The 12,478-nt window shown below is 72.6% G+C and carries 13 protein-coding genes; 6 read left to right on the top strand and 7 right to left on the bottom strand.

Features of this window, described 5'->3' with window-relative positions; all coding sequences use genetic code 11:
- Positions 1 to 8: 8 nt before the first annotated feature.
- Genes BG418_RS33770 through BG418_RS33760 form a run of 3 tightly spaced genes read right to left on the bottom strand, consistent with a single transcriptional unit; the run spans position 9 to position 2,991 of the window.
- Positions 9 to 1,283, bottom strand: a complete 1,275-nt coding sequence (locus BG418_RS33770; RefSeq protein WP_188277877.1) for a sensor histidine kinase — start codon at positions 1,281 to 1,283, stop codon at positions 9 to 11.
- A gap of 4 nt (positions 1,284 to 1,287) precedes the next feature.
- A complete protein-coding gene (locus tag BG418_RS33765) occupies positions 1,288 to 2,013 on the bottom strand; it encodes an ABC transporter permease (RefSeq protein WP_188277876.1) in 726 nt (241 codons plus the stop codon).
- Between the two features lie 39 nt (positions 2,014 to 2,052).
- Complete coding sequence (locus tag BG418_RS33760; protein ID WP_188277875.1) at positions 2,053 to 2,991, bottom strand: ABC transporter ATP-binding protein; 939 nt, start codon at positions 2,989 to 2,991, stop codon at positions 2,053 to 2,055.
- 324 nt (positions 2,992 to 3,315) lie between these two features.
- On the opposite strand from BG418_RS33760, the gene BG418_RS33755 reads away from it, so the two are divergent.
- The 3 genes from BG418_RS33755 to BG418_RS33745 are packed head-to-tail and all read left to right on the top strand — an operon-like array spanning position 3,316 to position 6,262.
- Positions 3,316 to 4,170, top strand: a complete 855-nt coding sequence (locus BG418_RS33755; RefSeq protein WP_188277874.1) for a MaoC/PaaZ C-terminal domain-containing protein — start codon at positions 3,316 to 3,318, stop codon at positions 4,168 to 4,170.
- A 42-nt stretch (positions 4,171 to 4,212) separates the two neighbouring features.
- Entirely contained in the window at positions 4,213 to 5,289 is a 1,077-nt protein-coding gene (locus BG418_RS33750; RefSeq protein ID WP_188277873.1) for a Zn-dependent alcohol dehydrogenase, read from the top strand.
- Positions 5,290 to 5,320: 31 nt separating this feature from the next.
- Positions 5,321 to 6,262: a 3-oxoacyl-ACP reductase gene (locus BG418_RS33745; protein WP_188277872.1), complete on the top strand. Its 942-nt coding sequence runs from the start codon at positions 5,321 to 5,323 to the stop codon at positions 6,260 to 6,262.
- Positions 6,263 to 6,315: 53 nt separating this feature from the next.
- Here BG418_RS33745 and BG418_RS33740 read toward each other — a convergent pair whose 3' ends face one another.
- On the bottom strand, positions 6,316 to 6,477 hold the full coding sequence (locus tag BG418_RS33740) for a hypothetical protein (protein ID WP_188277871.1): 162 nt from the start codon (positions 6,475 to 6,477) through the stop codon (positions 6,316 to 6,318).
- An 81-nt stretch (positions 6,478 to 6,558) separates the two neighbouring features.
- Entirely contained in the window at positions 6,559 to 7,668 is a 1,110-nt protein-coding gene (locus BG418_RS33735) for a hypothetical protein (RefSeq protein ID WP_188277870.1), read from the bottom strand.
- Between the two features lie 261 nt (positions 7,669 to 7,929).
- On the opposite strand from BG418_RS33735, the gene BG418_RS33730 reads away from it, so the two are divergent.
- Genes BG418_RS33730 through BG418_RS33720 form a run of 3 tightly spaced genes read left to right on the top strand, consistent with a single transcriptional unit; the run spans position 7,930 to position 10,744 of the window.
- Entirely contained in the window at positions 7,930 to 8,766 is an 837-nt protein-coding gene (locus tag BG418_RS33730) for a Nif3-like dinuclear metal center hexameric protein (RefSeq protein WP_188277869.1), read from the top strand.
- Complete coding sequence (locus BG418_RS33725; RefSeq protein WP_188278318.1) at positions 8,763 to 9,506, top strand: zinc ribbon domain-containing protein; 744 nt, start codon at positions 8,763 to 8,765, stop codon at positions 9,504 to 9,506. The genes BG418_RS33730 and BG418_RS33725 overlap by 4 nt, the downstream gene beginning before the upstream one ends.
- Complete coding sequence (locus tag BG418_RS33720) at positions 9,506 to 10,744, top strand: bifunctional RNase H/acid phosphatase (protein WP_188277868.1); 1,239 nt, start codon at positions 9,506 to 9,508, stop codon at positions 10,742 to 10,744. Before BG418_RS33725 ends, BG418_RS33720 begins: the two co-directional genes overlap by 1 nt.
- A 100-nt stretch (positions 10,745 to 10,844) precedes the next feature.
- Here BG418_RS33720 and eda read toward each other — a convergent pair whose 3' ends face one another.
- Both eda and yaaA read right to left on the bottom strand, forming a co-directional pair.
- Complete coding sequence (gene eda, locus BG418_RS33715; RefSeq protein ID WP_188277867.1) at positions 10,845 to 11,459, bottom strand: bifunctional 4-hydroxy-2-oxoglutarate aldolase/2-dehydro-3-deoxy-phosphogluconate aldolase; 615 nt, start codon at positions 11,457 to 11,459, stop codon at positions 10,845 to 10,847.
- Between the two features lie 61 nt (positions 11,460 to 11,520).
- Positions 11,521 to 12,321: a peroxide stress protein YaaA gene (gene yaaA / locus BG418_RS33710; RefSeq protein WP_188277866.1), complete on the bottom strand. Its 801-nt coding sequence runs from the start codon at positions 12,319 to 12,321 to the stop codon at positions 11,521 to 11,523.
- Positions 12,322 to 12,478 lie beyond the last annotated feature (157 nt).

The raw sequence follows: 12,478 nt of genomic DNA, 5'->3' as shown, positions 1-12,478 counted from the left end.
GGGGACCGTCATCCCCGTGCGGCCCCGTGTTCCGTCTCCAGCTCGGCTTCGAGCTCGGCGTCGAGCGGGTCTACCGGGAGTTCGGCGGCGACCTGGAAGCCGCCGCGCGGTCCGGGGCCCGCGTCGAGGGAGCCGCCGGCCGCCGCGAGGCGTTCGGTGAGACCCTTCAGGCCCGTACCGCCGATCAGTGGAGCGGTGGTGGCGGGCTGTTCGGATGGTACGCCGCGTCCGTTGTCCGTGATCTTCAGCCGTACGCGTTCGGGCGCGCCGTCGACGACGATCTCGCACTTGGTCGCGCCGCTGTGCCGTACGACGTTGGTCACCGCCTCCCGTACCACCCAGCCGAGCAGCGCCTCCGACTGCTTGGCCAGCGGGGGGCCCGACTGGCGTACGACGGGGGCGATGTCGGCCGCGATGAGCGCCGAGCGGGCCCGGTCGAGTTCGGTGCCCAGGCTCCCCTCGCGGTAGCCGGTGACGGCCTCGCGGATCTCGGTGAGCGCCTGGCGGCCGACCGACTCGATGTCGGCGACCTGGCTGAGCGCCGCGTCCAGATCGCGGGGGGCGAGGCGGCGGGCCGCCTCCGACTTCACCACGATCACCGAGAGGGTGTGGCCGAGCAGGTCGTGCAGGTCGCGGGAGAAGCGGAGACGTTCCTTCTCCACCGCCGCTCGGGCCAGCTCCTGCCGGGTGTCGCGCAGTTCGCGCACGGTCTGGGAGAGCGAGAGGACCGCCGCCGTCACCATGCCGGACAGGAACGTTCCGTACGCGATGGTCACGTCGTCCCACGGGTTGCCCGTGCGGATGCCGGAGATCGAGCTCACCGAGACGGTCAGCAGGACCATCACGGCGCTGAGCCGCCGGTTGCGCAGCACCGCGCCGCAGGCGAGCGCGAGCAGCGGGAAGAAGAGCAGCCAGGTGCCGCCGTAGCCGAGCGCGAGGCCGTACGTGATGACGCCCATCGTGGCGAGGGCCGCGTAGGTCCCCCGGGTCTCGCGCTTGTCCTTGTCGAAGGCGCGGAAGACCACCGAGATGTACAGGGAGTTGAAGGCGAGCAGACCCGCGCCGCCGATCCAGGGGTTCGGGGTCTGGCCGCTCACCAGGTTGGAGAACGAGCCGAGGCCCATCAGCAGCCAGGGCAGCATCGCGTAGCCGTTCGCCGGCGGGCCCGCGAGATCGTCGTCCCGGCGGCACTCGCCCTCGCGCCTCGGCTCTCGCTTCGACAGCTGCGGCAGTCTCGGCAGTCCCGGCAGGAGTTTCGCCACTGTCTTCTTCTCCCCGCTCATTGGCTCATACCGTCCTTGCGGACCGTCGGTAGGAGAACACGGCGTACGAGCCGAACGCCAGCAGCCAGCCGACCAGCACCGTGACCGTGACCGCGCCGGGCGCCGAGCCGTGCGAGACGGCCCAGCCGAGGTCGGCGAACCGGTGGGTCGGGGTGTAGCGGGCGATCGAGGCGAGCCAGCCGGGGAACGCGTCGACCGGGAACCACAGTCCGCCGATCACCGCGAGCCCCACCAGGCATGCCGGGTTGATCACGCCCACGGCCTGCGGGGTGAGCCGGTAGCCGTTGCCGAGCCCGAGGAAGGTGAACGGCAGGGCGCCGATCCAGAGCAGCAGCGTGAGCGCCGCCCACTGCCACAGTGCCAGATGTACGCCGTTGACGAACGCGCCCGCGGCGAACACCGCGGCGATCGCGGGCAGTACGGTCGCCGACGCGCTGATCGCCCGGCCGGTCACCACCCGGGAGGGGGCGATCGGGGTGATCCGCAGCTGCCGCAGCCAGCCGAAGTGCTTGTCGGCGGCGACGCCCGCGGCGCCGTTCAGGGACGCGCCGAGCGCGCCGTACGCCGCCATCCCGACCATCGACGCGACCTTCCAGTCGGCCGAATCGCCGTCCCCCGAGCCGATGTTGGTGAAGAGCAGGTACATCAGCACGGGCATGCCGATGCCGAAGACGACGAACGAGGTATCGCGGAAGGTCCGCCGCACTTCGAGCAGGATGTAGTCGAGCATGGGACGGTCTCGCTTTCAGGCTTTCGGGCGCGGAGCGGTTCAGACGCGGAACAGGAGGGGCGGCAGGCGGCGCAGCGAGTCCGAGTCGAACTCCGAGGTCAGCGAGAGGAACGCGTCCTCCAGGCTCGCCGGGGCCACTTCGAGGTTGCGTATCGCGCCCAGACGCGCCAGCTCCACGACCGTGGCGTCCGAGTCGTCCGTACGCAGCAGGGCGCGGTCGCCGCGCACCTCCACGCTGACCACGCCGGGCAGCGTCGGCAGATGCGCGCCGGACCCGCCCGCCAGGTCGAACGAGACGAGGCTGCCGCCCGCCGCCCGCTTGATCCGCTCGCCGGGGCCGTCGGCGACGATCTGGCCCTGGTCGATGACCACGATCCGGTCGGCGTTGTCGTCCGCCTCCTCCAGGTAGTGGGTGGAGAACAGCACGGTGTTGCCCCGGGCCGCGTACGCCCGCATCGACTCCCAGAACGCGCGGCGCGCCTCCACGTCCAGCGCGGCGGTCGGCTCGTCCAGGACCAGCAGGGCGGGCGACCCGGCGAGCGCCACCGCGAAGCGGACGCGCTGGGCCTGGCCGCCGGAGAGCCGGTCGACCCGGCGGTCCGCGAACTCGGTGAGCCCCGCGAGCGCGAGCGCCTCGTCGACGGGCATCGGCTCGGGGTAGGTCGAGGCGACGAACGTGACGAGCTCTCTGACGGTGACGCGGGGGATGGGCTGGCCCTCCTGGAGCATCGCGCCCACCAGGCCCGCGCGTACGGCCTCCTCGGGGGTGCGGCCGAAGAGCCGGACCTCGCCCGCGTCGGGCTCGTCGAGCCCGAGGAGCAGGCCGATCGTGGTCGACTTGCCGGCGCCGTTGCGGCCGAGCAGGGCGACGGTTTCGCCCCTTCGGATGTCGAGGTCTATGCCGTCGACGGCCCGCACGGGGCCGAATGCCTTCGCCACGGCGGTGAAGCCGACCGCTCGGTGTGATGTCTGCGTCATGTCTTCGACGGTACGGAGCGGCCGTGCGGCCCGGCAGATGTTGTTGTACGGGGTTCCGTGGGACAAATGTCCCGGTGCGTTGTTTGCTGCGGGCCGGTGGGGGCTTGTCGCGCAGTTCCCCGCGCCCCTGTAGGTGCAGGCATCTGGAATCTGACGGAGCGTCAGTGGGGTTCCCAATCCCGGAGTGCTGCGTTATACATGGGAGCCATCGAGCCCTAGAACGCGTTCTAGAACCGGCCGGGGGCCGGTCCCGCACGGCCTCGGTGCGGCCGACGGTGCGGACGGTCGCGCCGAGGTCTTCCCACCTCCAAGGAGCAGCCCGGTATGCCCATCGACGCAGCGCAGGCGCTCGCCGCCGAGCCCCGGTCCACCGAGATCGCCTGGGATCACAAGGATGTTCAGCTCTATCACCTGGGTTTGGGGGCGGGCAGCCCGGCCACCGATCCCGACGAGCTGCGCTACACGTTGGAGTCCCGGCTGCATGTGCTGCCCTCCTTCGCCACCGTCGCGGGTGCCGGGATGGGCGTGGTCGGCGGGCTCTCGGCGCCCGGTATCGACGTCGACCTCGCGGCCGTCCTGCACGGCGGCCAGGGCATCACGCTGCACCGGCCGATTCCGGTACGCGGTCGGGCCGTCTCCACGTCCAAAGTGGCCGCCGTGTACGACAAGGGCAAGGCCGCGATCCTGGTGCTGCGTACCGAAGTGGCCGATACGGACGGGCCGTTGTGGACCAGCGATGCCCAGATCTTCGTACGCGGCGAGGGCGGTTTCGGCGGCGACCGGGGCCCCTCCGTACGCGTCGAGCAGCCCGAGCGCGCGCCCGACCGGATCGTCGAGCGGGCCGTCCGCGAGGACCAGGCGCTGCTCTACCGGCTCTCCGGCGACTGGAACCCGCTCCACGCCGACCCCGACTTCGCCAAGCTCGCCGGGTTCGACCGGCCGATCCTGCACGGGCTGTGCACCTACGGCATGACGCTGAAGGCCGTCGTCGACACGCTGCTCGACGGCGAGGTGGGCCGCGTCCGCTCGTACACCACCCGGTTCACCGGGGTCGTCTTCCCCGGCGAGACCCTGCGCGTACGGATGTGGCAGGGACCGGGCCGGATCCAGGTGTCGGTGACGGCCGTCGAGCGGGACGACGCGCCCGTGCTCTCCGACACGGTCGTCGAACACGTCTGAATCGCCTCACGTACGGGTCAGTCATCAGAGGGGAGCCGCACCATGCGCGCAGCCGTACTGCACGAGATCGGCCAGGACAAACTCGATGTGCTCGACGACGTCGAGGCCGTGGGTTTCGGCCCGGGCAAGGTGAGGATCCGTATCCGGGCCACCGGCCTGTGCCACTCCGACATCTCGGCGATGAACGGCGTGCTGCCGCAGCCCGCGCCGTTCGTGCCCGGGCACGAGGGGTCGGGCGACATCCTCGACGTCGGCGACGGCGTCACCGGGCTCGCCGTCGGCGACCGGGTGCTGGTGTCGTGGCTGCCTGCGTGCGGCAGCTGCCCGTCCTGCAAACGCGGCCAGACCCAGCTCTGCCTCGCCTCGCTGATGAACGCGGGCACCCCCAACTTCAAGCGCCCCGGCGGCGACGTGTTCGGCTTCGCGGGTACGGGGACGTTCACCGAGGAGGTCGTGGTCGACGCCGGGTGCGCGGTCCCGATCCCCGAGGACGTCCCGTACGAGATCGCCGCGCTCATCGGGTGCGGGGTGACCACCGGGCTCGGCGCGGCGATCAACACCGCGAAGGTGGAAGCCGGTTCGTCGGTCGCGGTCATCGGCTGCGGCGGGGTCGGGATCTCGGCGATCCAGGGGGCGAAGGTGCAGGGCGCGGCGCAGATCGTCGCCGTCGACCCGGTGGCGTCCCGGCGCGAGGCGGCCCTCGCGTTCGGTGCCACCGAGGCTCTGTCGCCCAGCGAACTCGACGACGCCAAGGCCCGGATCACCTCCGGCGAGGGCTTCGACTACGTCTTCGAGGTCGTCGGCAAGTCCGCCACCGCCCGCACCGCCTACGACGCGACCCGGCGCGGCGGCACCCTGTGCGTGGTCGGCGCGGGCGCCATGGACGACTTCCTCCAGCTCAACATGTTCGAGCTGTTCTTCGACGAGAAGCGGATCCTGCCGTCGATGTACGGCGGCGGCGACGTACTGCGCTCCTACGAGCGGGCCATCGCGCTGTGGCGGGCGGGCCGGATCGACCTGGAGCGCCTGATCACCCACCGGGTGCCGCTCGCCGCGATCAACGACGCGCTCGACCAGATGCGTACGGGCGAGGCCCTGCGTACGTGCATCACCCTCTGATCCCTCCCATCCGAAAGGACGCGGTCGATCGATGGCACTGCCACTTGAAGGGCTCGGCGCGATCGTCACCGGCGCCGGGCGGGGTCTGGGCCGGGCCGAGGCCCTTGAACTCGCCCGGCTCGGCGCGTCCGTGGTCGTCAACGACTTCGGGCAGCCGGGCCGGGACGGCTCCGGCGAGGCGTCGGCCGGCCCCGCCGAGGAAGTCGCCGCCGAGATCCGCGCGGCGGGCGGCTCGGCCGTCGCCCACACGGGAGACGTGGCCGACCACCAACAGGCGCGCGAACTGGTCGAGTTGGCGATCTCCACCTTCGGCAAGCTGGACATCCTGGTCAACAACGCGGGCATCCTGCGGGACCGGATGATCTTCTCGATGAGCGAGTCCGAGTGGGACTCGGTCATCCACGTCCACCTCAAGGGCCACTTCAACACCACCCACTTCGCGGCCGCGCACTGGCGCGAGCGCTCCAAGGCGGCGGGCGGGCCGGTGTACGGCCGGATCGTCAACACCTCGTCGGAGGCGTTCCTCGCCGGGTCGGCCGGACAGCCCAACTACGCGGCCGCGAAGGGCGGCATCGTGGGGCTCACCACCTCCACGGCCCTCGCGCTCGCCAAGTACGGGGTCACCGCCAACGCGATCTGCCCCCGGGCCCGGACCCGGATGACCGAGGACGTCTTCGCGGGCTTCGAGGAGCCGGGCGAGGGGCAGCTCGACCCGCTGGCGCCCGAGCACGTCGCGCCGCTCGTCGGCTATCTGGCGTCCCCGGCGGCCGCCCGCGTCAACGGCCAGCTGATGGTCGTGCACGGCGGCATGGTCGCGATCGTGGAACGCCCGAAGGTGGCCGCCAAGTTCGACGCGGCCAAGGAGACCTTCTCGTACGCCGAACTGGACGAGCTGATCTCCCCGTACTACGCGGAGCGCCCGGAGAACGAGACGTTCGCGGCGGCGGAGGTGCTGGGGCTGAAACGCGGTTGAGCCAAAAGGGCCCGGGGTGTGGTGCACCCCGGGCCCTTTGTCGCTTGCCTTCGTCAGCCGAGGTCGCGGCTGCCGTCGACGTTCATCCGCCGGTGGCGGCCGTGTGCCTCGGTGGTCGACTCCTCGGTGGAGGCCGCGCCGCCGCGGTGCTTGCCGTGCCCGTCATCGTCCGTCATAGCGTCAGCGGCCGCCGCGGCGGTCAGTGTCTCGGACATGTGGTGCTGTCACCCCGTTGTAGATCGCCTATTGCGTTCGCCGTGGATTTTAACCAGGCGGTCCCGGCGATTGATCAAGGGCTAGGAGCGGCGGGTCAGGGGTGACTGCGCCAGGGGTACGGGTCGGGGGGCCTGCGGCTTCGGTGGTGCGGTGGCGGGGCGCGGGACGTCCGGCGGCGCCGGGACCCGGGCGACCGAGCAGCGCGCCGCCTCGGTCGAGCACGGCAGCCGCAGCACCCCGTCCCGGGTCCACAGACCCGATCCCGCCAACCACCCCTCGGGCGCGGCCAGTTGGTGCAGCCGACGCCCCGCCGGGCGCCACACGCCGAGCCACGTACCGGCCGCCGCGTCGATCCGCAGCGCCACCGCACAGCTCTCCGGCATCAGGACCTGCCCGGGCTGCACGGCGAACGGCGTGACCGCCGCGTCCGGCAGCCGCAGGCACTCCGGGAAGCGCACCGGCAGGGTGGACCCCAGCACGCCCCAGCCGAGCCGGTGGTGGCCCGGGGCGTCGGAGCGGAGCAGCAGCAGCCCGGTGTCCGGGTCGGCGAGCAGCAGCCGGTCCTCGCTCTCCTCGGTGATCTGGAGCAGCGGGGTCACCTCGCCGCCGCGTTCCAGGTCCACCGCGACCGTCTTGGTCCGCCCGTCCAGCTCCCGGTCGAGGGCGAGCAGCCGCCCCGTACGGTCCAGCCAGACGCCGCCCGAGCAGCGGCCCTTCACGACGGCCACCCGCTCCGGGCCGAAGGAGCCGCCCGCCACCAGCCACAGCGCGGTGCTGTCCGGGCCGACCGCGAGCGCGTACGCGCAGCTGCCGCCCGGGGACGGCGGCAGCAGCCTGAGATGCTGCTCGGGCGTGTCGGGGGTGACCGCGCCGAGGGCGAGCTCGCCGGTGCCGGGGCCGGTGGGGTAGAGCAGGGCGAAGGCGTCGCGGTCGGCGACGCGGCGGTGGATGAGGACCCGCCCGTCCGCCATCGGCAGCAGCGAGGCGTCGGGCTCCTCCGGCTGGTTGCCGGGCAGCGGCACCGCGTACGGCTCGGGGCCGTCCAGTGTCCACCGCTCCGGGAACCAGCGGTCCCCGGCCCCCTCGCCCCTTACCAGACGGGCCGCGTACGAGCCGTCCGCGGTGATCGTGAACTCCGAGTGCCGGACCGCGCCGTCGCCGGCCGCGGTCTCGATGGCCAAGGCAGTCATGAGATGGCTCACCTCCGGCCCATGAAGCTAGTTTTCGCACTTCCAGCCGAACAACACGAGACCACTGGCTTCACACCAAAGGATGGCCGTCGGGCGATTTCGCTGTGAGGCGGGCGGCGGGTGTGCAAGGGGAGGCCGGTACGGGAGGCGTCCTCGGGGCCCCGCTCCGGGCGACCCGCGCGGCCACCTGGGCAAGCGGCGGCCCGGAACCATCCCCGGAGCCATGGTGGGCGGGGGGCGCAGCGCGGGTAACCTGTCCCCGTGCCCCGTCTGTCTGAAGTCATCGCCGCGCTCGACGCTCTCTGGCCGCCAGAGCGGGCCGAGGGATGGGACGCGGTCGGTACCGTCTGCGGCGACCCCGACACGGAGATCCGGCGCGTGCTGTTCGCCGTCGACCCCGTACAGGAGATCGTGGACGAGGCCGTGAAGCTCGGCGCCGACCTGGTCGTCACCCACCACCCGCTCTATCTGCGCGGGACGACGACCGTCGCGGCCGGCCACTTCAAGGGCCGGGTCGTGCACACCCTGATCAAGAACGACATCGCCCTGCACGTCGCCCACACCAACGCCGACACCGCCGACCCGGGCGTCTCCGACGCCCTCGCGGGCGCCCTGGACCTCCGGGTCGTGGGTCCGCTCGTGCCGGACGCGTCCGACCCCTCGGGCCGCCGGGGCCTCGGCCGGATCTGCGAGCTCGACCACCCGATGACGCTCGGCGAGTTCGCCGCGCACGCCGCCGCCCACCTGCCCGCCACCGCGCAGGGCGTCCGGGTCGCGGGCGACGTCGAGGCCCAGGTCAAGACGGTCGTGGTCAGCGGCGGCTCGGGCGACAGCCTCTTCGACGCCGTACGGGCGTCGGGAGCCGACGTCTTCCTCACGGCCGACCTGCGCCACCACCCGGTGTCGGAGGCGACCCAGCACACTTCCCTGGGCCTGGTCGACGCCGCCCACTGGGCCACCGAGTGGCCCTGGTGCGAGCAGGCGGCCGCCCAGCTCGACGAGATTTCCGACCGCCATGGCTGGGACCTGCGGGTCCACGTCTCGAAGACGGTCACCGACCCCTGGTCATCCCACCACTCTTCTGGAGCCCCCAACTGAACGCCGCGCCCGCCGACCAGATCCGCCTCCTCGACGTACAGGCCCTCGACGTACGCCTGTCGCAGCTCGCGCACAAGCGGAAGTCGCTGCCCGAGCACGCCGAGATCGACTCGCTGAACAAGGACCTCACGCAGCTGCGCGACCTGCTGGTCGCCGCGCAGACGGAGGAGAGCGACACCTCCCGCGAGCAGACCAAGGCCGAGCAGGACGTCGACCAGGTGCGCCAGCGCGCCGCCCGCGACCAGCAGCGCCTGGACTCGGGCGCCGTCTCGTCCCCCAAGGACCTGGAGTCCCTCCAGCGCGAGATCGCCTCGCTGGCCAAGCGCCAGGCCGACCTGGAGGACGTGGTCCTGGAGGTCATGGAGCGCCGTGAGTCCGCGCAGGAGCGGGTCGCCGAGCTGACCGAGCGGGTCTCCTCCGTCCAGACGAAGACCGACGACGCGATCGCCCGCCGCGACGCCGCGACCAAGCAGCTCGACGCCGAGGCCGCCGACGTGGCCAAGGAGCGCGCGGTCGTCGCCGAGGTGATCCCGGCCGATCTGCTGAAGCTCTACGACAAGCTGCGCGAGAAGCAGGGCGGCGTCGGCGCGGCCCGGCTCTACCAGCGCCGCTGCGAGGGCTGCCGCCTGGAGCTCAACATCACCGAGGTCGCCGAGGTCCGCGCGGCGGCCCCGGACACCGTGCTGCGGTGCGAGAACTGCAGCCGCATCCTGGTCCGTACGTCGGAGTCGGGCCTGTAGTGCGGCAGTTCGTTGTCGAGGCCGACGGCGGCTCCCGGGGCAACCCGGGTCCCGCCGGTTACGGCGCGGTGGTCCTCGACCCGGTGACGGGCGAGACGCTGGCCGAGGCGGCGGAGTACATCGGCGTCGCGACCAACAACGTCGCCGAGTACAAGGGCCTGATCGCCGGGCTCAAGGCGGCCAAGGCCCTGGACCCGGACGCGAAGGTCCGGGTCCGGATGGACTCCAAGCTGGTCGTCGAGCAGATGTCGGGCCGCTGGAAGATCAAGCACCCCGACATGAAGCCGCTCGCCGCCGAGGCCGGGCGGATCCTGCCGCCCGCGCAGATCACGTACGAGTGGATCCCGCGCGAGCAGAACAAGCACGCGGACCGGCTCGCCAACGAGGCGATGGACGCGGGCAAGCGGGGCAAGCAGTGGGAGCCGTCGGCTTCCATGGCGGCCCTGTCCTCCACGTCCTCGGACGCGGGCGCGGCCCGGGTCGTCGGGGACGCGGCGGCGGGTGCGGCGAAGGCACGGGCGGCGCTGGCGTCGACCGCCCCGGTCGCCACCGTCCCGGCTCCCACCCGGAGTTCGGGTACGGCTCCGACGGCGGGCTGGAGCGCCCCCGACCTGGGCACGCCCACCACGTTCGTACTCCTGCGGCACGGCGAGACCGCACTGACCCCCGAGAAGCGTTTCTCCGGCAGCGGCGGGACCGACCCGGAGCTGTCGGCGGCGGGCCGCCGCCAGGCCGAGCAGGTGGCCGCCGCGCTGGCGGCCCGGGGCACGATCCAGGCGATCGTCACGTCCCCGCTGCGCCGGTGCCGCGAGACGGCGGCGGCGGTCGCGTTGCGCCTCGGCCTGGAGGTACGGGTCGAGGAGGGCCTGCGCGAGACGGACTTCGGGGCGTGGGAGGGCCTGACCTTCGCCGAGGTGCGCGAGCGCTACCCCGACGACCTCGACGCCTGGCTCGCCTCACCGAAGGCCGCACCCACGGGCAACGGCGAGAGCTTCGCGACGGTCGCGCGCCGCGTCTCTTCTGCCCGGGACCGGCTGCTGTCGGCGTACGAGGGCCGTACGGTCCTGCTCGTCACCCATGTCACCCCGGTCAAGACGCTGATCCGCCTCGCCCTGGGCGCCCCGCCGGAGTCGCTGTTCCGGATGGAACTGTCGGCGGCGTCGGTGTCGGCGGTGGCGTATTACGGGGACGGGAACGCGTCGGTGCGGCTGCTGAACGATACGTCGCATTTGCGCTGAGGGGTGCTGGCTGCGCTGAGAAGTTGCCCGCGCCTAATAGGGGCGCGGGGAACTGCGCGACCAGCCCCCACCGGCCCGCAGCCGCACGCGCATCCCACTCCTAGCGGAGCGCCGCCGCCTCCCGGGCCAGGGACTCGACCCGCCCCCAATCCCGCGCGGCGAGCGCATCCGCCGGGAGCATCCACGTACCACCGACGCACCCCACGTTCGGCAGCGCCAGATAGTCCGGCGCCGAGGCGAGCGAGATGCCCCCGGTGGGGCAGAACCGCGCGCCGGGGAGCGGCCCGGCGAGGGACTTCAAAAACGCGGTGCCGCCGGAAGCCTCCGCCGGGAAGAACTTCATCTCACCCACCCCGCGTTCGAGCAGCGCCACCACCTCGGACGCCGTGGCGACCCCCGGCAGGAACGGCACCCCGGACGCGGTCATCGCGCCGAGGAGCGAGTCGGTCCACCCGGGGCTGACGAGGAACCGGGCCCCGGCGGCCACGGCATCACCGACGCCCGCGGCCGAGACGACCGTCCCCGCCCCGACCACGGCCCCCGGCACCTCCGCCGCGATCGCCCGGATCGCGTCCAGCGCGGCGGGCGTACGCAGGGTGACCTCGATCGCCGGCAGCCCGCCCGCCACCAGCGCCCGCGCGAGCGGGACGGCGTCGGCGGCGTCGTGGAGGACGACGACGGGGACGACGGGGGCGAGGTCCAGGACGGAGGTCATACGGGCATCGTGCCGGGCGGGATTGCAGGGCGCAACGAGCGTTGCACCCTGCGCAACGGGGCTAGTGGATCTGCTCCACGACAACATCCAGCGCCCACGACTTGCCCGCCTTGGCGGGTGCGGCGCACTCCACCACGTAACCGAGTCCGCTCAGGACGTCGACGAGCTCAGCGGGGTCGGTGGGTGCGGCCCCCGCCAGCAGCAGATCCCGCACGATCCGCCCCTTCGTGGCCTTGTTGAAGTGGCTGACGACCGAGCGCTTCTCGACGCCGTCGACGATCTGCGAGTGCAGTACGCGTACGGTCGCGGTCCGCCCGGCCACCTCGCCCTTGGGCTTCCAGGCGGCGGCGTACGCGGCGGAGCGCAGGTCGAGGACGAGCCCGGTCCCGGCCGCGTCGGTCATGACGGGGTCCATGACGCCGCGCCAGTACGTCCCGAGGGCGCCCAGGCCCGGCAGCTTCACGCCCATCGAGCAGCGGTAGGAGGGGATGCGGTCGCCCGTGCGGACGGCTCCCCAGAGCCCGGAGAAGACGAGCAGCGACTGGGCGGCGCGGCGCTTGGCCTTCGCGTCCAGGGTGGCGAGGCCGAGGGCGTCGTAGAGGACGCCGGTGTAGATCTCCCCGGCTGGCCGGGTGCCGGCGGTCCGCAACTGGGCGTTCTTGCCGACTTCCCCTCTCAGTCCCTCGCTGAGCCCGAGTACGTCCTTGGCCTTGTCCTCGTCGGCGAGGCACAGCTCGACCAGCTCGTCGAGGACGGCGGCGCGGGCGTCGGCCAGGTCCGGCAGCGACAGCCCCTCGGCCTTGAGCGGCGCCCCGCGCCCTCCGTCGGCCTTGCCTTCGGAGGGCGGCAGCAGCACGAGCACGGGTTCTCCTTGAAGTGTGTACGGGGGAGGGGGTGCGGCCCCGCCGCCCAGGTTACGGGGATCTGTTCGGCTGCGGATCGTGCCGGGTTGCTCGCGCAGTTCCCCGCGCCCCTAACTGCCTAGGGGCGCGGGGAACTGCGCGACAAGCTCCCACTGG

This window comes from Streptomyces sp. CBMA152 (assembly GCF_014596475.1).
In the GTDB taxonomy this organism is placed as follows: domain Bacteria; phylum Actinomycetota; class Actinomycetes; order Streptomycetales; family Streptomycetaceae; genus Streptomyces.
The sequence above is the reverse complement of the archived record's forward strand: the minus strand, read 5'-3'. Positions and strand labels throughout refer to the sequence as shown.